This is a genomic window from Amycolatopsis sp. CA-230715 (assembly GCF_018736145.1).
Lineage (GTDB): Bacteria > Actinomycetota > Actinomycetes > Mycobacteriales > Pseudonocardiaceae > Amycolatopsis.
The window spans coordinates 4,684,052-4,707,080 of record NZ_CP059997.1 but is presented as its reverse complement, the minus strand read 5'-3'; the positions used below and the strand labels follow the sequence as shown (position 1 = coordinate 4,707,080).

The 23,029-nt window shown below is 71.2% G+C and carries 28 protein-coding genes; 1 reads left to right on the top strand and 27 read right to left on the bottom strand.

All coding sequences use genetic code 11. The annotated features are described in order from the left end of the window. Window positions 1-40 precede the first annotated feature (40 nt). From HUW46_RS22520 to HUW46_RS22440, 17 genes are all read right to left on the bottom strand, one after another. A complete protein-coding gene (locus HUW46_RS22520; protein ID WP_215549154.1) occupies window positions 41-736 on the bottom strand; it encodes a hypothetical protein in 696 nt (231 codons plus the stop codon). Continuing rightward, window positions 733-1,578, bottom strand: a complete 846-nt coding sequence (locus HUW46_RS22515) for a hypothetical protein (RefSeq protein WP_215549153.1) — start codon at window positions 1,576-1,578, stop codon at window positions 733-735. Before HUW46_RS22515 ends, HUW46_RS22520 begins: the two co-directional genes overlap by 4 nt. Window positions 1,579-1,635: 57 nt before the next feature. Continuing rightward, window positions 1,636-2,376 (bottom strand): hypothetical protein, encoded by a 741-nt coding sequence (locus HUW46_RS22510; protein WP_215549152.1) that lies wholly within the window; start codon window positions 2,374-2,376, stop codon window positions 1,636-1,638. 298 nt (window positions 2,377-2,674) lie between these two features. Beyond that, the gene (locus tag HUW46_RS22505) at window positions 2,675-3,493 is read right to left on the bottom strand and encodes a hypothetical protein (protein WP_215549151.1); all 819 of its coding nucleotides are present in this window, start codon (window positions 3,491-3,493) and stop codon (window positions 2,675-2,677) included. Next, window positions 3,490-3,978 carry a hypothetical protein gene (locus HUW46_RS22500; protein ID WP_215549150.1) on the bottom strand — a complete coding sequence of 163 codons (489 nt, stop codon included), beginning with the start codon at window positions 3,976-3,978 and terminating at the stop codon, window positions 3,490-3,492. Before HUW46_RS22500 ends, HUW46_RS22505 begins: the two co-directional genes overlap by 4 nt. A 14-nt stretch (window positions 3,979-3,992) precedes the next feature. After that, window positions 3,993-4,211, bottom strand: coding sequence for a hypothetical protein (locus tag HUW46_RS22495; RefSeq protein WP_215549149.1), 219 nt, complete (start codon window positions 4,209-4,211; stop codon window positions 3,993-3,995). 69 nt (window positions 4,212-4,280) lie between these two features. Continuing rightward, the gene (locus tag HUW46_RS22490; RefSeq protein ID WP_215549148.1) at window positions 4,281-4,781 is read right to left on the bottom strand and encodes a hypothetical protein; all 501 of its coding nucleotides are present in this window, start codon (window positions 4,779-4,781) and stop codon (window positions 4,281-4,283) included. After that, entirely contained in the window at window positions 4,778-5,239 is a 462-nt protein-coding gene (locus HUW46_RS22485; protein WP_215549147.1) for a hypothetical protein, read from the bottom strand. The genes HUW46_RS22490 and HUW46_RS22485 overlap by 4 nt, the downstream gene beginning before the upstream one ends. A gap of 108 nt (window positions 5,240-5,347) precedes the next feature. Continuing rightward, window positions 5,348-5,668, bottom strand: a complete 321-nt coding sequence (locus HUW46_RS22480; RefSeq protein WP_215549146.1) for a hypothetical protein — start codon at window positions 5,666-5,668, stop codon at window positions 5,348-5,350. Window positions 5,669-5,748: 80 nt separating this feature from the next. Next, on the bottom strand, window positions 5,749-7,512 hold the full coding sequence (locus HUW46_RS22475) for a VWA domain-containing protein (RefSeq protein WP_215549145.1): 1,764 nt from the start codon (window positions 7,510-7,512) through the stop codon (window positions 5,749-5,751). Between the two features lie 46 nt (window positions 7,513-7,558). Further along, window positions 7,559-8,722, bottom strand: coding sequence for an AAA family ATPase (locus tag HUW46_RS22470; protein WP_215549144.1), 1,164 nt, complete (start codon window positions 8,720-8,722; stop codon window positions 7,559-7,561). Window positions 8,723-8,787: 65 nt separating this feature from the next. Next, a complete protein-coding gene (locus HUW46_RS22465) occupies window positions 8,788-8,988 on the bottom strand; it encodes a hypothetical protein (RefSeq protein WP_215549143.1) in 201 nt (66 codons plus the stop codon). Window positions 8,989-9,018: 30 nt separating this feature from the next. Next, window positions 9,019-9,342, bottom strand: coding sequence for a hypothetical protein (locus HUW46_RS22460; RefSeq protein ID WP_215549142.1), 324 nt, complete (start codon window positions 9,340-9,342; stop codon window positions 9,019-9,021). 74 nt (window positions 9,343-9,416) lie between these two features. Further along, window positions 9,417-9,659: a hypothetical protein gene (locus HUW46_RS22455; protein WP_215549141.1), complete on the bottom strand. Its 243-nt coding sequence runs from the start codon at window positions 9,657-9,659 to the stop codon at window positions 9,417-9,419. A gap of 923 nt (window positions 9,660-10,582) precedes the next feature. Continuing rightward, window positions 10,583-13,546: a BTAD domain-containing putative transcriptional regulator gene (locus tag HUW46_RS22450; RefSeq protein ID WP_215549140.1), complete on the bottom strand. Its 2,964-nt coding sequence runs from the start codon at window positions 13,544-13,546 to the stop codon at window positions 10,583-10,585. Continuing rightward, window positions 13,546-13,977 carry a hypothetical protein gene (locus HUW46_RS22445; RefSeq protein ID WP_215549139.1) on the bottom strand — a complete coding sequence of 144 codons (432 nt, stop codon included), beginning with the start codon at window positions 13,975-13,977 and terminating at the stop codon, window positions 13,546-13,548. Before HUW46_RS22445 ends, HUW46_RS22450 begins: the two co-directional genes overlap by 1 nt. Window positions 13,978-14,013: 36 nt before the next feature. Further along, window positions 14,014-14,403 carry a pilus assembly protein TadG-related protein gene (locus tag HUW46_RS22440; protein ID WP_215549138.1) on the bottom strand — a complete coding sequence of 130 codons (390 nt, stop codon included), beginning with the start codon at window positions 14,401-14,403 and terminating at the stop codon, window positions 14,014-14,016. Between the two features lie 99 nt (window positions 14,404-14,502). Between HUW46_RS22440 and HUW46_RS22435 the strand changes: the two genes are divergently transcribed. Further along, window positions 14,503-15,030 (top strand): M50 family metallopeptidase, encoded by a 528-nt coding sequence (locus HUW46_RS22435; RefSeq protein ID WP_215549137.1) that lies wholly within the window; start codon window positions 14,503-14,505, stop codon window positions 15,028-15,030. Between the two features lie 8 nt (window positions 15,031-15,038). Here HUW46_RS22435 and HUW46_RS22430 read toward each other — a convergent pair whose 3' ends face one another. The 10 genes from HUW46_RS22430 to HUW46_RS22385 all read right to left on the bottom strand — a co-directional run bounded on the left by HUW46_RS22430 (window position 15,039) and on the right by HUW46_RS22385 (window position 22,880). Further along, window positions 15,039-15,509, bottom strand: coding sequence for a TadE/TadG family type IV pilus assembly protein (locus tag HUW46_RS22430; RefSeq protein ID WP_215549136.1), 471 nt, complete (start codon window positions 15,507-15,509; stop codon window positions 15,039-15,041). Further along, window positions 15,506-16,486 carry a hypothetical protein gene (locus tag HUW46_RS22425; RefSeq protein WP_215549135.1) on the bottom strand — a complete coding sequence of 327 codons (981 nt, stop codon included), beginning with the start codon at window positions 16,484-16,486 and terminating at the stop codon, window positions 15,506-15,508. The genes HUW46_RS22430 and HUW46_RS22425 overlap by 4 nt, the downstream gene beginning before the upstream one ends. 50 nt (window positions 16,487-16,536) lie before the next feature. Continuing rightward, complete coding sequence (locus tag HUW46_RS22420) at window positions 16,537-16,941, bottom strand: TadE/TadG family type IV pilus assembly protein (protein ID WP_442860951.1); 405 nt, start codon at window positions 16,939-16,941, stop codon at window positions 16,537-16,539. A gap of 47 nt (window positions 16,942-16,988) precedes the next feature. Then, window positions 16,989-17,189, bottom strand: coding sequence for a hypothetical protein (locus tag HUW46_RS22415; protein WP_215549133.1), 201 nt, complete (start codon window positions 17,187-17,189; stop codon window positions 16,989-16,991). Window positions 17,190-17,255: 66 nt separating this feature from the next. Beyond that, entirely contained in the window at window positions 17,256-18,149 is an 894-nt protein-coding gene (locus HUW46_RS22410) for a type II secretion system F family protein (RefSeq protein ID WP_215549132.1), read from the bottom strand. Beyond that, window positions 18,146-19,084, bottom strand: a complete 939-nt coding sequence (locus tag HUW46_RS22405; protein WP_215549131.1) for a type II secretion system F family protein — start codon at window positions 19,082-19,084, stop codon at window positions 18,146-18,148. Before HUW46_RS22405 ends, HUW46_RS22410 begins: the two co-directional genes overlap by 4 nt. Continuing rightward, window positions 19,081-20,439 carry a CpaF family protein gene (locus HUW46_RS22400; protein WP_215549130.1) on the bottom strand — a complete coding sequence of 453 codons (1,359 nt, stop codon included), beginning with the start codon at window positions 20,437-20,439 and terminating at the stop codon, window positions 19,081-19,083. The genes HUW46_RS22405 and HUW46_RS22400 overlap by 4 nt, the downstream gene beginning before the upstream one ends. Continuing rightward, window positions 20,436-21,362, bottom strand: coding sequence for a carbon monoxide dehydrogenase maturation protein (locus tag HUW46_RS22395; RefSeq protein WP_215549129.1), 927 nt, complete (start codon window positions 21,360-21,362; stop codon window positions 20,436-20,438). Before HUW46_RS22395 ends, HUW46_RS22400 begins: the two co-directional genes overlap by 4 nt. Continuing rightward, window positions 21,362-22,063 (bottom strand): SAF domain-containing protein, encoded by a 702-nt coding sequence (locus HUW46_RS22390; protein WP_254126431.1) that lies wholly within the window; start codon window positions 22,061-22,063, stop codon window positions 21,362-21,364. The genes HUW46_RS22395 and HUW46_RS22390 overlap by 1 nt, the downstream gene beginning before the upstream one ends. Before the next feature lie 127 nt (window positions 22,064-22,190). Further along, the gene (locus tag HUW46_RS22385) at window positions 22,191-22,880 is read right to left on the bottom strand and encodes a hypothetical protein (protein ID WP_254126429.1); all 690 of its coding nucleotides are present in this window, start codon (window positions 22,878-22,880) and stop codon (window positions 22,191-22,193) included. Between the last annotated feature and the right edge of the window lie 149 nt (window positions 22,881-23,029).

Genomic DNA, 23,029 nt, shown 5'->3' with positions numbered 1-23,029 from the left:
TTCTCGCTGCGAGACCACGGCGGTCAGGGGCGCCAGGGTCTCAGGACTCGGTGGTGATCGTGCCCGGGCGTTCGCCGCAGGCGAGCAGGGTCGGAGCTGAGTGCGCGGTGACCACGTGGATGACCAGAATGAAGCGGTGGCGTTCGTCGCCGCCGTGCCAGTTGTGGTGATCGATCAATATCCAGATGTCGGCGAGCACCCGCTGGTCTTCACGGGTGGATTCCCACTGTTCGCTCCGCTCGCTGAGGCCGTAGAGGTTCAGCTGGATTTTCCGCGACGCGGGCCGGGCGACGGTGGCGCACCGCACGGCCCGCCACACCGGATCCGGGTGGGCGCGCAGGAAGCTGGTGACCTCGGCGGTCAGCCAGACCGCCAGCTGCGGGAGCTCGAGCTCGGCGGTGTCGGCGTAGCGCTCACCGACCACGATGCCCAGGGGGTGATCACGCAACGCCGCCTCCAGCGCGGTGTCCGCGACGCCGCCCAGGACGCGGGCTGTGGTAGCCACGGTGCAGCCGGAGGTGGCCTCGTACCAGTCTCGGGCGGGCAGCTCGGCCAGTGTGGTCCAGCCGGTGCTGGTGGTGAGGAGTTCGGTGACCGCGCGGGAGCGGGCCGCCGAGTGCAGGTCCCGCGCGACCCGGACCCGCAGTGTGCCAGGGCCGTTGTGGAGGGTGCGTTCGAGCAGGTGGTGCTCGCCGTTGGTGGCGACCCGCTCGTCGACCAGCCGGGGCGCGATCACGCCGAACTCCCCGACCGGGCCCGGCGCCCACCCTCGGGCGTTGTCGCGGCCGGGTGTACCGCGCCCTCGGATTTCTCCGAGACCGCCTGGAAGGCCCACTCCTCGTCCCGGTCGATCCGGTAGTTCCCGTCCGGGTCGGGGTGGATGCGCCAGGGCAGGTAGCCGTCGAGGGAGCGCCAGTGCTGGTGGACGTGGACCAGGGTATCGCCGTCGAAGTACACCTGAGGGTGCTCGTCCGGGAACGTGTCGTGGTTCGCCGCGCACCACACCGCGACGGCCTCGGCGATCTCCGGCCGGAACACCGGGACCCACGGGCGCCCCGGGCGGGTGTCGATGCGGGCGGGAAACCCGCTCACGGGCAAGTTGGCGGGATCGCAGGTGACCACTGTTTCCCCGGGACGCGGATGGTGCCGCTCGTCGTCGCGCAGTACTTCGACCTGGCGGTGGACGCGGTCGCGGGTGCGGGTCGGGCTGGACAGGAACCAGCGGCCCAGCTCGCCGAGCGGGTAGCGGCCGTCCTCGCCGAGGGCGATCTCGTGACGCTGGTGGGCGGCCTCCCCGGTGAGCACCACCAGCACGTCGTCGTCTTCGAAGCGGGCCAGCGGGTACCAGTCCGGGGCGGCCGGGTAGACCAGGTTGAGCCACTCGCACACGGCCTCGGCGACCTCCCGGCGCAGCCGGGGCCGGACCCACAGCCCATCGCGGCGGCGGGGTTCGACGACCGCCGGGAAGCTGACCTGATGCGGCTCGGCGCGGACGGCGGGCACGAACTCGACCCAGTACTCCCCGGCCGCGAGGTCGGTGCCCGCGGACGAGTCGGTGGTGGTGGTGAGCGTGGTCATCGCGTTTCTCCTTCGGTGGTGGTGTCGGAGTCCAACGTGGACATACGGACTCTCGGGTTACGCCGTCGTGTCATCACCGGCGGCGTCGCTCTTGACAAGGCGATGGAGCGCGCCGAAGGCGCTGTCCAACTCGTCAAGGAGTTGCTCGAACTCGGATCCGGGACGGTTCAGCTCGCTCAGTTCGTTCACGACCTCGCCCAGCCGGGAGACCGCCGCGTCATGAGCGCAAGGCGGAATGAATCCGAGCGGAATCTCGCGTCGCCGTTCGGCACAACGGGGATGCAGGACGTCGCGCTCGTCCGGCGCGCCGACCTCGGACACGCGCAGCACCGTTTCGCGCCCGAGGAGGCGTCCGCAGTCCAGGCACTGTTCGGTCCTGCCCCGGTCAGCCAGTTCGACGGCGTCGACGCGCAGGCCCCCCGGCAGCACCGCGCCGACCTTCACGGGCAACCTGATGTACGTTCCAGGTGAGGGCGCCCGCGCGGGTTTCCACGCTCCGGTGCGGGTAGCGCGCACCCAGACCTTGCCACGGTCGAAGGCGTAGGCGAGGTCGGCCAGCTCGCTGTAATCGTTCGGGTCCCCCGGATCGGGCGCATAGGCGTGGTCGACCGATCGGTTCCACTCCCGCAGCAACGCCGTCACGGCGGCGCGATAGCTCCCCTCGCTGCTCGCATCGAGAGGCCGTGGCACTATCCTCGGGGCCACGGCGAGGAGACCGGGGATATCGTCTCCTCCTACCGTGCCGAGCCACTCGGCATCCTCACCTCGACCGACGTAGAACGCGGCGTAGCTAGTCATCGCCAGCTCCTTCCAACAGTCCACTATGGACACTTGCAATGATCACCGGGGCATGGGCGGTGTACGCCCGTCATCAGCCAACAATGGTTTAGTTCTTTCGATTGCCTTTCACCTCAGCCTTGTCAGCCTCGTCTTGCCACCGCTGAACCACCTCGGGCGCGGCGGTGCCGATGAGCTCGACTTCGTGTGCATCGGCATGAAGCCGCCTGTTACCCGTTTCCGAGGCACCGCGTCGTCGACGGAGGGTGTGTTCGGTGGCATGGTGTTCTTCCCTTTTGGTTGTGGGGTATGGAGTTGGTCAGTGGGCGGTGAGCACGGCGCGGGCGCGGTGGTCGACCAGCACGGGGTGGGTGGTGTGGCGTTCGTCGTCGGCGACGAGCACGCGCACGCCGAAGCGCGGCGGCCCGCCTGCTGGGTCGGTCCAGCCGTAGAGGGCGGGCAGCATCGAGAGGGCGTGCGCGGTGGCCTCGGCGGCGGGGTCCCCGTCGCGGTAGCCGAACACCTCGAACTCCAGCTCCACCGCCGACTCATCGGCGGCGATCGCGTAGCGCAGGTGCGGTGACAGCTGGGCCCGTACCGTGTCGAGCGCGTGAGGAGTACCAGGCCCCCGTGGCGCGGTGAGGTCGGTCAGGATCCGCAGCCCGAGCTGGTGCAGGTCGTGGCGATGCGTATCGCCGAGCAGCGGGCCGTAGCGGCGGGCGGTGGTGTCGGCGGCGTCGATCCCGGTGTAACCGCACGTGTCGCGCCTCTCCAGGAACACCAGCGGAATCTCTTCCGGTCCCGGCGCAACGTACTCGCCCGCGCGCACCGACCACCGGTCCCCGCGCAGCGCGGTCCACACCACACCTGCGTCGAAGGCGTGGACGTAGTCGGTGCCGTGACTGGTGGGCCAGGGCCACGGCCACCCGAGGAACCCTGGACGAGTGACCTCGCCGGCCTCATCGATCTCGGCGGCGTGCAAGAAGAAGTCGACGAGGATGCGAAACCCGTCCGCAGTGCGGGCCCGTTCGATCTCGTCGAGGCTGTCGCAGGCACAGCTATCGAGATAGACCGATCCGAGCCATTCCGCAGTCAGGCCGCGCCCGAGGTAGAAGTCGTGCGTCGTCGAGAGGCTCATCGGAGGTCACCGCCGAAGGTGGGCATGTCGGCGGGTTTCTCGCGCATCAGCGGCATCGGCACCGACGGCGGCGCGGCGGGATCACGCAGCCACGCGTGGATGTCGGGCGGGCCGAGCGGATCGTCGCCTTCGGGGAATCGCGGGTCGTGCGGGTCGATGCGGTGCCAGCGGACTCCGCCGCCCACGGTGACGAACACCGCCTCGGCCTCGGAATCGAAGGTGATGATCCAGCTGCTGTTGTGGCTGCTGTACCACGGCCACGGCCAGCCGAGTTCGGGCCGATAGCCCTGGCCAAGGCGTTCGTCCTCCCAAACGACGAGGGTGTCGGCGACCGCCGCGCGGAAGGTGTCCTCGCCGGTCGCGGTCAGCGCGAGCCGTAACGGCGGGACGGCGAGAAAGTTGTCCGGATAGGACTCTCCGCGCAGGGATCCGATCCAGTCGGCGTGTTCGCCACGCCCGAGGTAGAAATCGGTGTTACTCGACATGATCTGCGGCCTCCTTATCGTGTTGATGCGTAGGGATTCCGGCTCGGCGGTGCCGGGCCACAGGCGTAGGGATCGGACGGCGGGTACGGCGGGGAATCGTCCTGGCGCGTGGTGTCCTGGTCGCACTCGGCGGCATGGCCGAGGATGTAGGCCAGCACGATCACCGGGGTCCACGGTCCCGGCAGCATCACGGCCAGCACAGTCCACGCGACCCGTTTCCTCCTGTCGTACATGGGTTTCTCTCCCCTCACGGTGCGGTGACGGAATGGGGTCTTCTCCTGTCCGGGGCTCTTCGGCCCGGGTCATGGGTGGCGCCAGAGCAGCCGCGAGTAGTCGATCCAGCCCAGGGAGGGCGCGTCGGGCAGGCGGTACACCGGGAGCGGGACCGCTGGCGCCGCACCGGGATCGCGCAGCCACGTCGCGAAATCCGGTGGTCCGCACCGCAACGGCGGACGGGGGTCGTCAGGATCGAGCCGGTGCCACCGGTCGCCGCCACCCGCCGTCATGTGCACACCGCCCTCCGGCCCGGTCAGGTAGGTGATGATCCAGTCGTTGGCGTGGCTGGTTTCCCAGTCCCACGGCCACCCGTGACGGGGCGCGTGGGCAGCACCGAAACCACCCACGGTCCACATCATCAACAGGTCGTCGACAGCCTCGCAGTAGGCCGACAGCAGCCTCGCCGTCAAAGCGGCACGGCCGTGTTCGTGCTTGAGCAGGTTGTCGGGATGGCAGCCGAACAGCAGGCTGCCAATCCATTGGGCCGTCGGACCCGAGCCGAGATAGAAGTCGGTCCGTGTGGTCATGTCGACGCTTCCTTTCCTTGCGGTGGCGCGTGTTGGGCGCGGTCAGGAGTCCTCGTGGAGCGGGCACCCGGGCTGGTGTCCAACGTCGGATCCGGATCCCGGCACGGGCACCCGGTGGGCGTTTGGTGCGGGAGTTCGAGGACGCGGCCGAGGGCCGCGAGATCAAGGTTGGGGGCGGGTTTGCTTGCTGGGGCCAGCCGCACCGCGACGTCGCCGCGGTGCGCGTGGGCGGGCGGCGGCGCGGGCAGCCACACCCCGGCGAACACTTCGGCGGTGTCGGTGCGGGCGGGATCGGTCGGGTAGTCGTGGTCAGCGAGGGCGAGCCGGACGGTCGTGATCACGAGCGCCCAGGTGCCCTCGGGGTTGCGCGATGGCACCGTTTCCGGCGGTGCGGGCACGAGGAGCGTCGCCTCCGGTGGCACGGTCGGGTCGGATAGCGTGGTGGGTGTGGTGGTCATGGTCGGCGCTTCCTTCCATTGTGGCGGCGAAGTTTTTGGGCTCGCTGTCGAGTCGAGCCATGGCGTGGTGGGGGGTGCGCAAACGATGCGGGGCCGGTATGCCGTGTTTCAGTCGCAACCAGCGAGGCCCGGCATGTTCGCGAGTTCGTTCCATGCACAGGTTCCGTTGCACCGGTGCGCGGACAGCCCGAGGGCGTAGAACGCGCTGACCGTGTCCGGCATCGAGTAGCGCCGCACCTTTCCTGTGGTGGTGTCCTGGCATTCCACGGTGACGGTGCCGTCGCGGCGGCGGACGATCGTGGCGTCGTCGATGGGTGCGTAGTCGGTGCCGTCGAGGTTGTCTTGCCAGTGCAGCACCGCGATCGTGTCGCCGTACTGGTTGACGATGGGCTCTGCGGAACCGGGCGGTGTGGTGTGTGTGGTGATCATGGTCGGTCTCTCTTTCCGTCGCGGTCGTGGGTTTTGTCACTCGGGGGCGCGGTTACTCCGCCCCCGGGCGGTGGGATGGTTCAGTGGGTGGCGCGCAAGGCGGCGGTGGCGGCCTGCCCAATGGCGCGGGCGGTGGTGGTGGGGTTGGTCAGGGTGTGCACGGTGGCGCCGTTCATCGGGTCGATTGCCGATGTGTTGGGCGCTAGCCACAACACCGCGCATCCGCTGGCGCGCAACCGGTCGAGCATCTTCTGCCCGGGATTCCGGGTTGTGGCCTCGAACATTCCGTCGGAGATGATGACCAGCAGGCGCGCGGCGGTCGGGCGGGACAAATCGAGGGCACCGTCGAGGGCGTTGATCGCGGTGTCGATGACGTGCCCACCCTGACGGGTACCGAATTCGGTCACCTTCGACGGGGTGACACCGGGACGTGTGATCGGGGTAACGATGCCCGCGCCGAAGGTCACGGTGGCGGTGTCGGCGGGTACGGCGGTGTGCCGGGCGGCGTGAGCGAGGATCCATGCCGCCGAGGCCACCGGGGCGGTGAACGCGGCCATCGAGGCAGTGACGTCGCAGATGATGCCGAGCCGCAGCGGCGGGGCGGGCACGGTGGCGCGCGTAGTGCGCGTGAACGGTTCGGCGGTGGGCATCGCGCCCGCCGCCCGTTGGGCGTCGGCGGTCATCGCGCCCCGCATCCGCAACCGCCCCGGGGGCACCGTCGAGCGCGTTTTGGTGGCCGTGCGGTCACGGTTCCCGGCGGTGGTCAAGGCACGGGCGAGCTGCCGCGCCGCGGTGCGTTCGGTTGTACTCGGCATGCGAGTGCCCTGGATATGACGGGCGGTGCGGTCACGTCCGGTACCGACGCCGCCGAAGACCCTGTTCGCGTCGCGTTGCGCCTGCTGGCGTGCGTTGTCGTCGGCGGCGCGGGCGTCCATCGCTTGCGTGACGGGGTCGGTGGGGGCGGGTTCGGTGGCGACCCCGATACCGATCGCGGCGGCGGCGCTGGTGATCGCGCTCGCCAGCGGCGACGGTGCCCCGTTCCCGTTTCCGTTCGCGTTGTTGGTGGCGTTGGGGTCGGGGGTGTCGGCCGGTTGGTTGGGGTCGGTGCCGATGGTTTCGCACCATTTGCGTCCGAGTTCGATCATGCGTGTGGCGTTGTCGTCGGCGGTGCGGTGCGCGGCGCGCCAGATTGTGCGGAGTTTCGCGAGGGTGTCGGTGCCGAGAACGTCGCGCACGACGCGCTCGACGCGGATGACCTCGCGGCGGTTGAGGATGCCCTCGTCCACGCGCGCCAGCAGCAGCGCGGCACTGCGGGCAGCGTCTTGCGGGGTCATTTGCGGTGCGGCGACGGGGTCGTTGGCTTTGGTGTCGGCGAGGATGAGGTTGGCGGCACTGGCGCGCAGCCAGTACCGGTCGCCCGGGCGGCGGCGCACTTGCGCGGCTTCCATGCGGGTCTCTTCCAGTAGGTCCGCCGCCGCGACCGCGCCCGGGGGCGCGTCGTCGGGCACGCGCCACACCGAATGTTTGGCGTGGCCGCATTCGTGGGTCAGTAGTCCCCATGCGGTGCGGTACCGCTTGCGGTCCCCGACCCGGTGTGGTTCGACGGTGGCGGGGTCGACTCCTTTATCCATATGGGACCCATCGACTTCGATCGTGGCGAAGTCGGGGAAGAAACACGCGGGGGCACCGTGCCCCGCCCCGGGGGCGACAGTGATCACGAGGTCGTCGCGATCAGCGATCGCGGGGACCTCGTCACCGAATGCGGCGGACAGGGTCAGCCACGCGGGGGCGGCGGGAAACACGGCGGTGGGTGTGGCGGTGGGTGTGGCTACGTGGGTGCTCATGGTCGGTGTCCTTTCCGGACAGTCGCGCGGGTGGTGGTTCGCGTGGCTAGAACTGCGGCCCGAGAGACAACGGGGCGAGGTTCGCGCCGAACACGTTGCGCACGGCTTCGGCGACCACGGCGCGGTCTTCCTCGGGTGCGATGCCGACCAGGTTTCCGGCGGCGGCGTCGATGCCGAGTACGTCGGCGATGCGGTTGAACGCGATCAGCTCCCGCAATTGCGGCGCCCACCCGATCTCACCTTTCCCCTGCCGCTGGGCCAAGTTGCGCGCCACGCGCACCGCCCGGGCGTCGATCTTGAGCTGGGTGGCGAGGTCGTAGTCGGTGGACACGTGAACCTGCACGGAAAACCGCGACGACAACGCGTCGGTGAGCACCGCACCGTGAACCCCGGGGTTGTGTCCGGCCACGACGTAGAACCCGGGCGCGGCGTCCACCACCTCGTTTTTGTGGGTTTTGATGATGATTTGGCGGCGTCCGTCCATCGCGGGGTACACCACCGCGAGCACGGTCGGCGGGATGAGGGTGGCGTCGTCGATGAACAACGCCCGCCCGTCACGCATCGCGGTCACCAGCGGGCCGTAGGCGAACTCGTAGCGACCGTCCGGGGTTTGGGTGTAGGACCCCACGAAGTCATCGGTCACGGTGTCGCTGTCGCCCTGAATCGTGATCAGGTCGTCGAACGCGGCCTCCACCACCGACGTTTTCCCGGTACCGGGCGGGCCGTACATGAGCGCGGACACGTTCGCTTCCCGCAACCGCCGTAGCGCGGTGACGTCGGAGAGCGCGGACAGCTTGCGCGGGTGGTACATCTGCCCGTTCGGGCGACGTACGGGATCGGTCACCAACGGGGCCGGGGCGGGTGGCGGGGCGGGTTTCGGCGGTGCGGGGGTGGCGGTGGTCCCGCGCGGGGCGACCGTTGGCGTTTTGGCGGCGTCGGCGGTTTTCGCGGTCGCGCGATAGGTGACCGGGTTGGTGCCGATCTTTTCGGCTTCCCCGCGCGATTCCAGGGTCGCCACCGCGTTGCCGACCGCGCCGGATGACCGCCCGAGTTTGGTTGCGATGGCACCGGGGGTGAGTGCGGCGGCGGGGTCGTGGGCGAGTTGTTCGGCCACCATGCGGCGGAGTTCGCCGTTGCGCAGTCGGTGGGGTGCCGCGCCCGGGGCGGCGGGCGTGCTGCCCGTGGCCGGAGTCGTGGCTGGCGTGGTCATGGCGCGGTTCCTTTCGCGTGGTTCGGTCGGCGGGGTAGGGGCCGGGTACGGGCACGGTGTCCCCGCTACATCAGCGATTCGCCCCATTCGCAGTGACGGCGGGCGAAGTTGAGGTCGGCGGCGGAACCGCACGGGCACGGCAGGGACGCCCACGATTCCCATTGCTGGCGCGTGACTTCCAGCGGGCGGGAACAACCGCCGCATTCCACAATTCCGGTTTCCGGTTGGTCGTTCTCGTTGGCGTGTGTGGTGTCCGTGTGCGTCATGGCGGTGGTTTCCCTTGCCGTTGGGTGGTTTTAGCTGGCGGTGAACCCGTTGACCAGTGCGTCAACCGCGTGGTATTCGCTGGTGGCGTGGTAGTGCTTCCCGTCGGCGGTCACGACTCGCCAGTGGTCACCGCGTAGGGTGTCGGCGGGGTAGTAGCTTCCGGCGAATGTGCCGTCCGGTCGGGTTACCGTGCCGTACAACACTTGTTGCGCGTCGGCGGGGTCGATCACCACACCCGTGACAGTGCACCCGTTTTCGATGTCCGAACGCACCACGACTTCCGGCACTGGCCCGGGGTCGGCGTCCGGGTCGATCACGTACACCGGGCGCGGGTCGTTGGCGTTGTGGTTCACGGCGTGGCCCTTTCGTTTGGGGTTGCGCGGATGTTTTGGAGGGGTGCCGCCGAATTTGGTTGGCGGCGGTGGCGTCAATTGGCGCGGGTGGTGAACCCGAAAACGTCGGCGGTGCCATCGGGGCACACGGCGCGAAGATCGTTGTAGCCCATGGCGCGCAACGTCGCGGCGGTGGCGTAGCCAGTCCGGGCGCGTCGGGTGCGGGTGCGGGGGCCGTCGGGGCCGGTTACGGTGATTTTCCGGCCGTCGAAAGTAACGGGGTAGCACATTACGGTTTCACCGTTTTCGGTGGTGGTGAACGGCTTGATGTAGTCCATAACTAGCCCCATTTCACGATTTTCCGGTCGGGCATGATTCGCAGCCCTTGCGGTTTCGGTGGCGGTTTCCGGTTTTCCCGGTGACACAACAAACGTAACTCGACCCCGGGCGCCACGCAATAGGTTTCCGGGATCAATTTCGGGAAATTTTGGCCGACTTGCGACGCGAGCGGCACGCAATTCCCGTCAGCGTTTGCGCAGGTCAGAGCATTTTCGTCCGACCCGAAACAGATACGGCGGAAACAGACAGGACCGCGAATGAAAGAAGTTCTTTTTAAGAAAACAAAAAGAGGAATGAGAGGTGAATGAGGTGAGTGAAGTGCGGTGGTGAGCACTGGGGGAACGACGACGAAGGTGCGTGACACCGCCGGGCCTGATGTGCTTACCCGCTTGGTGTCAAGCGAGTCTGGGACACCGGTGGATCCCCTTGCAGGGGGTGTGAGCTGCGAGAACGGCTGATACGGGGGGATCCGCCTTAGTCGGATACCGGAGTACGAGGCGGAGAGGCCGGGTCGGCGGCCCCCCGGGTGGCGATCACTCTCCGCGTCGCTTCGATCCGCGGGTGTGGCGCCGGGTAGCCGGGCGGGGACGTGGTGCTCGGCGTCCGAGGTGCTGGTGTCGCACTGGGCATCGTGGCCGCGAAAGTGGTTTTGTGCCGTGTTCGCGGTACGCGGCAGTCGCGCGCGACGTTCGACGAACAACAGTTCCGGTGTTGTCGTGGAATAAAGAGACACGTCCACGGGGTTCTTTTTCTTCGGCCTCGACGGTGGTGCTATCACGGTCGACGCTAGCATCGGCGTGAACGGGATCGGGACATGAAATCGAGGTATTTCGCTGTTCCGCGCAATTGCCTCGATCGCACGCGGAACGTGCCTCGGTTTCCGTTCCGGCGAGGTGCTGTCGAGAACCGCGGGTGCGCTCATTCATGGCGCCGTGGATCGGGAGACGGAGAACTCGTCGACCGAGATCCCGGTGTCGCGGGCGCGCAGCCGCTGGGCGAGATCGACGGTGTCCGCGGTGGGACGTGTGTCTATTTCGGACAGTCTGGTGCGCAGGAGGTCCAGGGTGCGGGAGATGGCCTCGTGCCGGCCGAGCACGTGCTGCAGGCGCATGATGTCGCGGTAGAGCAGTTCGTTGTGCGGATCGAAGGCGCGCGCGGCCTCCAGCAGATCGAGGGTGTAGTCCGGGTCGTCGGTGACCCGGGCGCGGGCGAGCGCGGCGACGGCGTCGAGGGCGTCGCGGCGGGTGGCTTCCCGGGCGGCGACGAGCCACTCGGCCTCCAGGCCCTCGGCCAAGAAGCCGCCGTAGTGCGCGACGATCATTTCGTAGGCGTCGGTCCGGCGTTCAGGGGTGGTGGCGGTGCGACGGGCGGTGACCGCGGCGGCGAAGTCCGAGTAGTCCACCTCCACCACCGCGGGGTCGAGCCGGTACTGGCCATGCTCGGCCATCACCAGCTCGCCGACGGCGCCACGGGTGGCGGTGTCGAGGGCGCGGCGGATCCGGGAGAGCACGGTGCGCAGCACGCTGGCCGGGTTACGCGGCGGCTCGTCGGGCCACAGGGCGTCGACGATCCCGTCCCGGGATGCCCCGCCGGGATGGACCGCGAGATACACCAGCAGTTCGACCGGGCGGCTGCTGAATTCCCCGGACAGGTCGCGGGTGTCCTCGGGTCGGGCGGGGTCGGGCCGCCAGTGCAGAGCCGGAGCACCGAACACCGTCAGCACCAGTGGCGCGGGCGTCCCCGCGGCCGTATCGGCTGTCCGTGGCGTGCGCGGGAGTGGTCCGCCGCCGGGTTCGCCGTCGGCCTCGGCGGAATCCGGTTCCGGTGTAACCGGGCCCGCTGTGATCTCCAGGTGGTTCGACCCGTCTCCACTGCGCTCTGGTGGGGAAGGAGTGACCTCCTCCGAGGGCATCGACGTCTGGTCAGGCGCGGGAGCGTGCGGCTCGGCGACGTCGCGGGGCCGCGCGGCGCGCAGGAACGCCAGCAGGTCGCGAGTGGCGGTCTCGGGCAGGGTGAAGGCACGGGTGCCGCGTAGGGGTTCGCCGAGGCCGGGGTCGGTCGCGGAGATGATCCCGGCCGCGGTGACGTAGGCGGTCACCCCGGGCCGCCATTGGCCCAGCAGCAGCGCGGTCAGGCCGTACTGGGCGTTGTTGTCGAGCAGCTGCTGCAACCGCGCCTGCTGGCCGGTTTCGTGGGGCGGCGCCGCGATCAGGACGGCGGGCCGGGGCGGTTGCGGGGCGTCGAGGGCGGCCAGTGCGGTGTCCAGGTCGGCCACGACGGTGACCGCCTCCGGCACGCCCGTAGCGGGCACCGGCACGCCGAGCAGCCGGGCCAGATCAGCGGCGGGCACGACCACCCTCGGCGCCGGCCCGCCCTCGGACACGGTGGTGAGCATGGTGAGCAGCAGGGCGCGCGCCGCGGCGTAGCCGCCCGGCCCGACCACACCGAGGCCGTGCGCGCGAGCCAGGTCGAACGCGACCTGCGCGCCCTCCCCCGTAGCGTCGGCGTTCCCGCCGCCAGCGCGACGCCCCGTTGTGTCGATTGCCATGTCCACCACCGACGGCGGCTGCGCCGGTCCCGCGCCGGTGGGTGCAGCCGCGCCGACTACCCGGCGAACGCGGGGTGCGTGCACCCGCACCCGGCGCTCGGGACCGCTGTCCGCGCGCCTCGACCGGGATGCCGCGCCGACGCGCGCGGGGTCGTGGCGGTCCTCGTGCCTGGCTGAGTCGTCGGTCTCGGGGTCGCCCGCCTCGTCGGTCTCGGCCTTGAGGGTCTCTGCCTCCAGGTCGGTGTCTTCGTCGTGGTGCTGGGTGCGCAGGTGGGCCAAGCGCAGCTGGTACACCACGGGCGCGACCGGGAGGTCGTCGTCGCGCCGGCCGCTGCCGGGCCGGTACCGCGCCTGCCGTCGCCGCCGCGCGAGCACCAGCAGCGCACTGACCGCCGCCGCCAGGCCCACGCTGACGAACACCTCGCCGCTGCCCCAGGTCACCGCGCCTCCGGCGGGGCGATCCGCCGCGGGGCCGGCGGCGGGATCCGTGGTGGCCGGGGCGGGCGTCGAGGGAGGTGGTGTGGTCGTGGGCAGCGGCGGGTGCGCTGGTTCGGCGGGAGCCGGGCTCGTCGGCCCTGGAGCCGGTGGTGCCGCGGCGGGCGAGACGGCCGGTGGTGGGCTGGTGACGGGGAGGCGGAGGGTGTCGCCGGGGTGGATCAGGTTCGGAGTGCTCAGCACGCGTCCACCGGGCTGGGGGCTGCCGTCGTTGAGGGCCCAGATCTCCGGCCAGCGGTCGCCGTCGCCCAGGCAGCGTTGCGCGATCCTCCACAGCGAGTCGTGCACCCCGCCTGCCGGTAGCCGGACCCGTTCGGTCCCGGGCTCGGCCGTGGACTGGGGCGGCGGGGTGCCGGGGTGTTCGCCGGAGACGGCTGGGGGCCGGGCGAGGGCGGTTACGACGACCGGGGCGTGGCCGACGGGCCGGGCGCCCTCAGCGGGGGCGGCGGTGCGGCCCAGTAGGGCGACCAGTAGGGCGCTGACGAGGACGGCCGCGACGCGACGCACCGGTCCGCTCTGTAACCGTAGTTCCGGCCGCCAGGCACCCCGGGCCACGTCGAAAGCGCACGAGGCGACCTCGATGACGAACACGAGCCAGATCAGCCAGGCCAGACAGGCGAGCGTGTCGAGCAGGAGACTTGTCGACATCGGCGAGAGGAGCGCGGAGCCGATCTCGTCCATGTTCGGCAGGTGATCGGGCAGGGGCCATCCGACGCCGTAGATCAGCGCTACGGGAAGACCGGCCACCAGCGTGACTAGCAGGATCGCAGCGAGTAGCCCGCGCACCGCCCGGCCCAGCAGCGACACGACGCGCGCGATTCCCGTCCGGCGAGCCGGAGCCATCAGGTGCTCGCAGCGCCGACCGCTACCCCGCCGACGCCGACGGATTCAGGTGCGGCCGGTGCCGGTGCCGCGGGGTGTGCGGCGCGCGGCTCGGCGGCGGCCTGGGTGCCCTTGCCGGGGGTGGTGTTCTTCTTCGCACTGGGGCGTGAGCGCTTGCCGCCGCGGGCGGGCTTGGCGGCCTGGTCTCGCCAGTGGGTGAGATCGGCGGCGGGGACGTCGGTGACCTGGGCCAGCTCGGGCACGTCGATGTCCTCGCCGGCCGCGGTCAGGACCTCGCCGAGCTCGCGTTCGAGGTCGGCGAGCTGCCCGGCGAGCTCGGCGTGCCGGCGGGCGAGCTCGCCCACGGTGGTGGCCGCCTTCTCACGGCGCGCGCTGCGGGCGGAGTCTCGTTCTTGCAGGCGGCGGGTGATTTCGTCTTCCGAGGTGACCATGCCGATGTTCTCCTTCCGTGACGGTGCGGCCGGTGGTCAGGGCTCGATGCCGCTGACCCCGCGCTGCGGGTGGGCGGCGCCGCGCCCGTGGGTGTGGATGGACTCGATCCCGATCAGCGAGAGCAGCTGGGTGCGGTAGGTGGCGGTGACGTCGACGGTCACGGTGTCGCCGGCCAAAGCCACGGTGCCGGTGGCGCCGACGCTGGCCAGGTACCGCTGCGCCAGGTCCCGCGCCCGCCCTGGATCGAGCCGAACAACACCGCTGGCGCGATACGCGGCGAGGTCGAGGGCTTGGGCGCCGGCGCGGGCGGCGGATTCGGCGTGCCCGCCTGCGCGGACCTTGCTCGCCAGGGCGAGGCCGCCGTCCAGGCTCAGCCCGGTCAGGGCGAGCAGCCCGATCAGCAGGGCGAGCACGAAGGCGGTCACCGAGCCGCGCTCGGCCCGCCACCACCGCAGCCGAGGCCCCGGTGCAGCGCTGGCACCGCTGGTGCGCGCCGAGCCGACGTTGTGAGCAGAATGGGTGCCGTGACCGCGCCGCAGACGCAGGACTCGCCCGTGGCCTACGAGGATTCGCTGACCGCCTGGCACGAGGCCGGACACGCGGTCGTCTACCTGCTGCAGGGCCGCTCGCTGCGCTACGTCACGCTGCGGCCTCGCACCGCCGGTCGGGCCGGGTTCACCGCGGTCCGGCCCCGCCGGGTCGATCCGTCCGCGCTGGCGGTCGTCGCGCACGCCGGACCGCTCGCCCAGGCTCGGCATGTCCTCGACACCACGAGCACGGTCGAGCGGCGCCGCGAGGACATCACGGCCGAGGATGTCCGGCTTGACGCTTACCTTCACGGCGGCCACGACGACCTGGCCGTGATCGCCGAAGCCCGCCGCGCCTACGGCCTCCCCACCCGCCAGCCCGACCTGTGGGCGGGCATCGCGCAGGATCTGATCGACCGGTACTGGACCGAGATCGGCCGTGTCGCCACCGGGTTGCTCGAGCACCGGACGGTGACCGGTGCCCAGCTCCGTGCCTGCGTCCCGGGGCACTGGCTCGCGCGCTGAGCCGACCATCAGGCACCCGCGCCCTGATGTGAGGACCGGTAGGCGTCGACCACTTCGCTGGCGGTCGCGTCCAAGGTCTTCCCGCCGGGGACGCCGAGCAGCAGTGCCTGGCCGAAGTCGACGGTGCACCGCACCCGCACGGTCACCGCCCCGGCGGGCACCAGGGTGCCGGACATCGTGGTGGTGACGTCCCGGCACACCAGCCCGGCCCGCGCGAGCGCGGCGCGGGCGGTGTCGCGAGCGGCGCTGGTGGCGGTGGTGGTGCTGCGGTGCAGGGTGGCGGCGCGGGCGGCCTGGTGCGCGGCGTCGTCGAGCCGCAACCGGGCGTCGACGCCGCGATGCACAACCACGGCCACGAACAGCAGCAGCATCACCAGCAGCGGGGTCACCAGCACGGCCTCGGCGGTCACCGAGCCGCGCTCGGCAGCCCACCACCGCCGCACCCAGACCGTGGGCTCCTTCGGCGCGCGCCCGGTCACGACAGCTCCTCTCCGGACCGGGCTCGCCGTGCTTGTGCCCTTCTAGATGGCCTGCCTCGGCTGCGCCCGCGGGGCAGGTTGCGGAGAAGTCGTGACCACGCCGAGGTCGGTTGTTCCCACGGGAACGCTCCCGTGCCGGTGATGTCGCGGGCGGCGGTGACGTAGGCGAACACGTTCTGCGGCAACGCTTCCGCGGCCTGCGCCAGCTGCTGGACCTCGGTGTCGCCGGGCAGCGCGGCGAGGGTGTGGTCGGTGCGGGTGGTCAGCTCGCTGTGCCGCAGTTTCGCCTCCCATGCCCGGGTCAGCACCAGGCAGCCGTGCACGTGCCGGACGACGTCGTCCAGGGCGTCGTCGATCACGGTGACCGCCTCGCGGGCCGCGGCAGCCAGTTCGCCAACCGCGGAATCGGGATCGGCGGCGAGTTCGTCGGCCAGGCTCCGGGCGGCGCGGGTGCGGTCCAGGCAGCACAACGCCTGCCACACCACCCGATGCACCTCCCGCGGCACGGCCGGGTCGATCCACGCCCGGGCCGGGCTGCGGTGCAGTTCGTCCACCCCGGCGATCAGGGTCCGCACGGCGTAGCTGGCGGTGCCGAGGTCGGTGAAATCGCGGCTGCGAAAGAAAAACTCGCCCCGCACACGATCCAGCCGACACGGACTGTCCGCGGGATGGCGGTGGTCGGTGAGCATGCCAGCGGCGCTACACCAGCCGGCGAGCAGGCTCATCCCGAGCGCGAGGATTCCGGCGCCCAGGAAGAAGACCGCGGCGAACCCGCTGCAGGACACCGCCGTGAGTGGCGCCAGGGCGGCACCAGCCAGTCCGGTGAGGACAAACCGGTGACGCAGTCCCGCGTGGACACGTTCGCCACGCCACCGCGCCCGTGGAATGTCTGGGTTCAGCAGTACCGAATCCGGCCCGTCCGGGAACGTCGCCGCGCGCACCGGCATCGCCGTGACAGGCGGGTTATGGTGTGACATCAGAGGTTCCTTTCAGCCGGTCGCCGGAATCGCCGCTGCGGCGAGAGAAGTCAGGGCGCGGTATCGGGCACGAAGCGTTCGATCTCCCCGGAGGCTTCGGCGTGCACGGGCAGGTGCACGCCGGGCAGGACTATGGCGGCCTCGCCACGGACACTCACCGACACCGCGGCCGCACCGCGGGACACCGCGAGGCTCGGGTCGCGCAACGGGCCGGCGGCAAGCTCGTCGAGCAAGCGCTGCCCGGCGGCGTGTCCGGAGCTAGTGGTGCCGTCCTGGGTTCGGGCGGCGGCCAGGGCTTGGGATGCGGCGGCCTGGGCGACGTGGGTGGCGTGCGACCACAGTGCGAACTGGATGATCGCCAGCAACGCGAGAAGTAGCAGCGGGGTCGCGATGACCAGTTCGACGGTGGCCTCGCCCTGGTCCCCGCGCAGCGCGCGCCGGACACGCTCGACCAACGCGCGGACGCGAGTGCTACTGGTGCGGACGGCCTTGGTCGGCATCGTCAGCCGCCGAGGCCGAGGTTGATCGAGTTCACCTTCCGCGTCAATTTCGCCACGATGAACGCAAGGAGGGTGATCGCGGCGATGGCCAGCACGGCGATGACGATGACGGTGGTGGTGATCTCCCCACGCTCCGGGGCGGCGCGCAACAGCGCGATTCGGGTGCGTGTCAGCTCCCAGACGATACGGATGTAGTGCAACATGACGGTGTCTTCTTTCCCTTGTGGTGCAATGCCTTCCTTGGTGCCGAGGAGGTACGCCGAGCGGAGCTAGAGTCCATTGAGGACTTGGGTCACTGCGGGATAGGTGATGAATCCCAGGAAGCCGAGGAACAACACCGTGACGGGCAAGGCCATGCGTTCGGTCGCGGCCTGGGCGTCGGACTCAGCATCGGTGACCTGATGGGTCCGCAGACCCTGAGCTTTCGCGGCGAGAGAAGCGCGGACGCGGGCGCCTTCGGTGCCGGCCAGGGAAACCGAGGCGGCGAGTTCGGCGAGTTCGGTGATGTCGAGTTCCTCGCCGAGCCGGCGCAATGTGTTCCACGGGGTGGTGCGAGTCAACTGGGCCGTGTGCAGGGCGCGGCGGATCTTGTCGAACGCCGGCCCCGCTCCGACAGCCGCGGCGTCGCCGAGCGCGGCCTCGACACCGGCACCCCCAGCGAGGGTGATCCACACCAGGTCCAGGAACGCCGACAGAGCGTCGCGGAACTCGCGCCGCAGTCGGGTGGCCTTGGTGCGGACACCGAGATCCGGAATCACGAAGCCGAGTGCGGCGCACACGAGTCCGGCCAGCAGCGGCGCTTCGACGCCGAGCGGCAGCCCGACCAGGACGAGCAGGGTTTGCAGCAGCCACGGGGTCAGCAGCCCCGCCACCGCGAGCAATGCCTTGGACGCCAGGTGGGTATCGACCCCGCGGCCGATGACCCGCAGATCAGCCTCGATCTTCGTGCCGGGCAGCCCGAGCTTTCGCAGCCCGGGGACGAACACCCGCCCCCAGCGGCAGACCCAGGTGGCCTCCGCCGCCGCGATGATCGGTGTGGCCGGTGGTCGCGCGCTGACCTGGGCGAGCCGGTCACTCAATGCCGGGGACGGTGGCAGGGCCCAGGTCAGCAGCAGCCAGAGACCGGCACCAGCCCCGGCGCCGAACAGCAGCGCGGGGATCATGCGCGCTCACCTCCCCCGACCACTATTTCGCCACCGTTAGGCGCTCCGATCCCGCCCGGCGCATTGAGCGCGAGCACCCGCGCCTGTCCTGCGCTGGTGGCGATCCGGGCGAGCCAGGCGAACCCGGCGGCGAACAGGCCACCGAGCAGCAGCAGGACGATCTGGCCGGTGGCGGTGTTGTAGACGTCGAGGTAGGCGCGGTTGAACACCACCACCCCGGCGGCGAATATCGCCGTGGTGACGACGATGACCCGCACTGAGGTCCGCGTCCGGGCCCGACCGGTCTCCACACGCATCCGCATCGCGGCCTGCCCGCGAGCGGTGCTGGCCAGGGAGCCGAGCAGGTCGCTGAGCTGACGCGCCTGGTGCTCGGCGGCGAGGACGAGGGCGGCGAGGACGAGGTCCGCGGTCGGGTCGTCCAGCTCGCGCGCCAGGGCGCGCAGCGCCGGCGCCAGGCGCTGCCCGCTTTCCAGCCTCGCCGCGAGGACGGCGACCTCGCCGCGGATGGCCGCGGGCGCGAGGCTGACGGTGGCGAGGATGGCTTGCTCGAGCCCCGCCGCCGCGGACAGGACATCGCGCAGCATCTCCGTCCACGACGCGATCGCCTCGATCCGCGCGACCCGCCGCTGGTGGGCGTGATCCGGGCCGACCAGGCGGGGCAGGAACCACACCGTCGCGGCGGCCAGCACCGCACCGACCACCCAGCCGGTGAGGGCCCCGGTCAGCGCGCCCACGCCGAGCGCCACGACGACGCGCGCCAGCGCGCGTCGGTCGACCGTCTGGCCGCGGGCGGTGCGAACCAGCCCGGCGCGCCGCGCGGGCGGCGGCGACACCGCCGCCGCGGGCCGGCGCCAGGCGGCCACGATCACGAGCACGCCGAGCGCGGTCCCCACACCGAGCACGGCGGCGAGCGGAGCGGTGGTGTCGATGCTCATGGCGCCCACCACCCCTCCCGACGGGCCAGCAGGTCCGGGTCGAACCCGGCCGCGACCAGGTCGTCGAGGGTGTCCGTGCGCAACGCCCCGGCCACCGGCACCGCGCGGCGGTCCGCGCCGCGGCGGTAGACCTCGTTGGAGATCACCGCACCGTCCTCGGCGTCGACCACCTCGCGGATCGAGGCGATCACCCGGGTCCCGCGGTCGGCGGCACGGTCGAGGTGCACCACGAAATGCACCGCGCTCGCGACCAGCAGGGCGGTGGCCTCCAGTGGCAGCCGTTCTGGGCCTTGTGCGGCGTAGGAGGCGAGCCGGGTGAACGCGATCTTCGAGCTGGAGGCGTGCAGGGTGGCCATGGAGCCGTCGTTGCCCTGTGACATCGCGTTGCACATCGGGATGACCTCGGCGCCGCGGATCTCCCCGACGATCACGCGGTCCGGTGACATGCGCAGGCCCCAGCGGACAAGCTCGGCCTGATCCACCGCCCCTTCCCCCTCGATGTTGGGTTCCCGGGCCTGCAGCGCGGTGACATCGGCATGCAGCGCGGGATCGCGCTCCAACCCGAGTTCGAAGGCGTCTTCGATCGTGACCAGGCGCTCCATCGGGTCCATCTCCGCCGCGAGCGCGCGCAACAGCGTGGTTTTCCCGGCCCCGGTGCCACCGGTGATCAGCACGTTGCGCCGCGCCCGGACCAGCGCGCGCAGGAACCGCTCCAGTCCGGCATCGAGCGTGCCGCGGCGGCGCAGCTGGGCGAGGGTGGCGGTGAGGTAGCCGTGCCGGCGGATCGTGCACGCCGTCACCCCGCCCGCGGTCAGGCCGAGCACCGCGAACAAGCGTTCCCCGCCGGGGAGCTGGAGGTTCAGCGCGGGACTTCCGCGGTCGAACCGGCGCTCCTCCGACGACGCGCGCGCCGCCAGCGTCCGGATCAGGTCCGTGAGCTCGTCGTTCGAGGCAGCGACCGGGGCGACCTGGGCTCGGCGGCCGTCGGTGTACTGGGCGAACACCCGGTCGTAGCGATTGACCGTGATCGTCTCCACCGCCGGGTCGGCCAGCAGCGGTTGCAGTCCGCCGAGGCCGAATACCTCGTCCAGGACCTGCTCGGTCACCTGCTGCTCCGTGGCGGTGTCCAGCAGCGCGCGCCCGGCGAGGAGTTCGGCCTCGGTGTGCGCGGTGCGCGCGGTATCCAGGACCGCGCGGGCTACGTCCCGCCGCTGGGACGCGCTCACCGACGGGCCCGCCTGCGCGGTGGCGTCGTCGATCCGGTGCGACAGGTCGCGGGTGAGGGCCTCCCGCAACACCGCCCGCAGCCGGGCCTGCGCCCTGCCGGAGACGTCGTCGGCTTCGGGGGGTGTCATGGTGTGACCTCCCGGCCGGTGTCACCGGGCTGCCGGGGCTGATCGCCGTAGGCGTTCCATGGCGGCGGACATGGTGCGGGTGTGCCCGGCGGTGGGGATGGCGTCGGTGGCGTGTGGGGCGGGCCCGTGAGCGGCCTGCCGGGGTCGCGCAGGCGCCGGTCCGGGACCCCAGGTATCGACGGCGGCAGACCCGACCGGGGTGTCGATGTCGGTGGTGGCGGTGCGGCCAGGATGCGGGCCAGTGCCGCGGCGAAGCGCGGGAGGCCGCTCTCGGCGCTGCCGGGGGTGTCGCCGTGATGGGTCGCGGCACGGGGATCGTGCGGGATGCGGCCCATCACCGGCACCCCGAGTTCGCGTTCGATCTCCGGTGTCGGATAGCCCTGCCCGGACAGCAGCAGTCCCGGGCGCGGTGTCCAGCGGGCGAGCTCGCTCAGCCGGGTCGCGACGTGGGCGAGGTCCTCGCCGCGCGCGCCGGAGACCAGCAGGAGCGCGTCGGCCTGGCGGGCGATCGCTTCGGCGGGCGAGCCCGGGTCCGCGCGTCCGCAATCGGCCAGCACGACCACGCCGGGCTCGGCCGCGGTCGCGTCCAGCAGCGGTCCGTCCGGCGCGGTGATCAGGGTGTGCAGGGCGGCGCGGGCGTGCGCGCCGCCGGGAGGAGCGACGATCGCGCGAGCGCCGCTCGGCAGGAGCTGGGTGTGCTCCCACACCACCGCGGGGCCGCTGGCGCGGCGCGCGGCGGCGGCGAGGCTGACCAAGCCCGGTGCCGGGTCGAGCCCGAACCGCATCGCGAGATCACCGCCGGCCGGGTCGCACTCGGCGACGATCCGGCGCGTGAGATCGGCCTGCGGCCACCGCTGGGCCAGCGTCACCGCGAGCGTGCTCACTCCCGGGGAGGATTTGAGGCTGGTCAACGCGATCAGCATCAGCGCTCACCACCCGCGGGCCGCAGCACCACCGCGAGCTGCCCCGAGGGCTGTTGCGCCAGCCCGATCGCGGCGGCGGCTTCGACCTCCAGCGATACCACCGTCAGCTGATCGGTCTCCGCGGGAGCGACGCTGGTGACGGTGGCTGGCCACGCTGTTCCCGCTCCCGCCGAGTTCGGCGAACCGGACTCCGCGGACGAGGCGGCGCGCGCGGCCACGACGGTCACCGCGTTCCCGGCGGCGAGCCCGGTCGGGAATTGGCCCGGTTTCACCCCGATCCCCACCACCGCCCGCCCCGCTGGTGGTGAGAAGGCGGCGCTGACGCTGTCCGGGGTCAGCAGCGCGCCGGGAGCGAGGCTGGTGGCCATCGGGCGGCCCAGCACCGCCGACGCGGCGTCGGCGGGCACCGTCGCGATGCCGGTCGACACGGCGACATCGCCACGGCGCAGATCCGCGGCAACCAGCGCCTGCCCGACAGTGACCGGTCGCGCGAGGACCAGGACCGGCATCCGGTCCCCCGCGCTGGCGGTCCACCACACCGCGGCGCCGACGCAGACCACGACGAGCAGCACGCCGATCAGCAGATGCGGCAGGCGGCGGGAACGGTGTCCTCGTGTCCTCGCCGGGGCTCCTGTGGAATCCAGCCACGACGCGGAACGATCCGCGTCCGGTCCCCGGGCGGGAGTGTCGGTACTGGTCACGATGTCGACCTCCAGGCATAGTTCGCCCCTACCGCGAATCCACCCGGCGAAAAGCGATTCGCCGCGAATACGCGATCAGGCAAGGACAATGTGTGTTTTTCGGTGACCAATCGAGAAGGCCGTACGGCTATCCGGTTCCCAATGCTTGGGCCTCGGCGACCCGGAACGCCGAGGAGGCGCTAGTGGTCATGTCAGGAAACGTTCCCGCCGCGCCCGCACCAGCCCAGGCGATCCGCCAGTGCACGGTCGCCGACGCGGTGAACCGCTCGCCTGGTGTGGCGGCCGAGGACCGGCGGAAGGTGTATCCGCAATCCGGCGACGCCGCCTGCGGATCTCCACCATGCTCGGGGAACGGGGTTCCCGGTCCGGCGCAGCTCGTCGTGCCGCCATCGCCCATCACCCACGACACCGAAGTCGGGGTCGCAGTCGCGGTCACCGACACCCCGGGCACCGACGCCGTCGCCGACCGCGCCGCCCACATCGCCCGGTCCAGCCACAGCCACGTCGGCAACCGCACCAGCTGCATTCCGGCCGGGCTCGACGCGATCACCGGAGTCGGCAACCGCAACTGCGAACGCGCCTGCTGCGCCAACTGCTCCGGCGAGGGCGCGGCGCCCGGCGTCTGGCCATCAGGAATCCATACCGGAGACCGATACAGCGCGTCTCGCGTCCCGCCACCGCATTGATAGACATACCAACCACCGCCCTGCCCCGGGCTCTGCGCGAGCACCGCGCCGACGGGATACTGCCGGGTCAGCGACACCCATCGAGTCGCGCCGGTCTCCCGCGGTTCTCGGTCGTGGCGAACGGTTCGCATTCCATTCGTCGGGGGTTGGTAGTCGCTGCGCGCGTAGGAACAATCCGCGCGGGTGCCGTCACCACCCACAATCCGGTCACCAGGCGCGGCAGGCGGTGCTGCCGGGCCACCGCCACGGGCTTTCGGGGCCCCGGGATGGGGAGCAGGTG

Excerpts from the sequence above, each read along its gene's own strand:
- HUW46_RS22425 (WP_215549135.1), bottom strand. The coding sequence starts at position 16,486 with ATGTCACACCATAACCCGCCTGTCACGGCGATGCCGGTGCGCGCGGCG.
- HUW46_RS22470 (WP_215549144.1), bottom strand. The coding sequence starts at position 8,722 with ATGACCACGCCAGCCACGACTCCGGCCACGGGCAGCACGCCCGCCGCC.
- HUW46_RS22385 (WP_254126429.1), bottom strand. The coding sequence starts at position 22,880 with ATGCGAACCGTTCGCCACGACCGAGAACCGCGGGAGACCGGCGCGACT.
- HUW46_RS22415 (WP_215549133.1), bottom strand. The coding sequence starts at position 17,189 with ATGTTGCACTACATCCGTATCGTCTGGGAGCTGACACGCACCCGAATC.
- HUW46_RS22495 (WP_215549149.1), bottom strand. The coding sequence starts at position 4,211 with ATGTACGACAGGAGGAAACGGGTCGCGTGGACTGTGCTGGCCGTGATG.
- HUW46_RS22510 (WP_215549152.1), bottom strand. The coding sequence starts at position 2,376 with ATGACTAGCTACGCCGCGTTCTACGTCGGTCGAGGTGAGGATGCCGAG.
- HUW46_RS22515 (WP_215549153.1), bottom strand. The coding sequence starts at position 1,578 with ATGACCACGCTCACCACCACCACCGACTCGTCCGCGGGCACCGACCTC.
- HUW46_RS22410 (WP_215549132.1), bottom strand. The coding sequence starts at position 18,149 with ATGATCCCCGCGCTGCTGTTCGGCGCCGGGGCTGGTGCCGGTCTCTGG.
- HUW46_RS22405 (WP_215549131.1), bottom strand. The coding sequence starts at position 19,084 with ATGAGCATCGACACCACCGCTCCGCTCGCCGCCGTGCTCGGTGTGGGG.
- HUW46_RS22485 (WP_215549147.1), bottom strand. The coding sequence starts at position 5,239 with ATGACCACCACACCCACCACGCTATCCGACCCGACCGTGCCACCGGAG.
- HUW46_RS22395 (WP_215549129.1), bottom strand. The coding sequence starts at position 21,362 with ATGCTGATCGCGTTGACCAGCCTCAAATCCTCCCCGGGAGTGAGCACG.
- HUW46_RS22400 (WP_215549130.1), bottom strand. The coding sequence starts at position 20,439 with ATGACACCCCCCGAAGCCGACGACGTCTCCGGCAGGGCGCAGGCCCGG.
- HUW46_RS22500 (WP_215549150.1), bottom strand. The coding sequence starts at position 3,978 with ATGTCGAGTAACACCGATTTCTACCTCGGGCGTGGCGAACACGCCGAC.
- HUW46_RS22480 (WP_215549146.1), bottom strand. The coding sequence starts at position 5,668 with ATGATCACCACACACACCACACCGCCCGGTTCCGCAGAGCCCATCGTC.
- HUW46_RS22475 (WP_215549145.1), bottom strand. The coding sequence starts at position 7,512 with ATGAGCACCCACGTAGCCACACCCACCGCCACACCCACCGCCGTGTTT.
- HUW46_RS22465 (WP_215549143.1), bottom strand. The coding sequence starts at position 8,988 with ATGACGCACACGGACACCACACACGCCAACGAGAACGACCAACCGGAA.
- HUW46_RS22450 (WP_215549140.1), bottom strand. The coding sequence starts at position 13,546 with ATGGCTCCGGCTCGCCGGACGGGAATCGCGCGCGTCGTGTCGCTGCTG.
- HUW46_RS22445 (WP_215549139.1), bottom strand. The coding sequence starts at position 13,977 with ATGGTCACCTCGGAAGACGAAATCACCCGCCGCCTGCAAGAACGAGAC.
- HUW46_RS22505 (WP_215549151.1), bottom strand. The coding sequence starts at position 3,493 with ATGAGCCTCTCGACGACGCACGACTTCTACCTCGGGCGCGGCCTGACT.
- HUW46_RS22455 (WP_215549141.1), bottom strand. The coding sequence starts at position 9,659 with ATGGACTACATCAAGCCGTTCACCACCACCGAAAACGGTGAAACCGTA.
- HUW46_RS22490 (WP_215549148.1), bottom strand. The coding sequence starts at position 4,781 with ATGACCACACGGACCGACTTCTATCTCGGCTCGGGTCCGACGGCCCAA.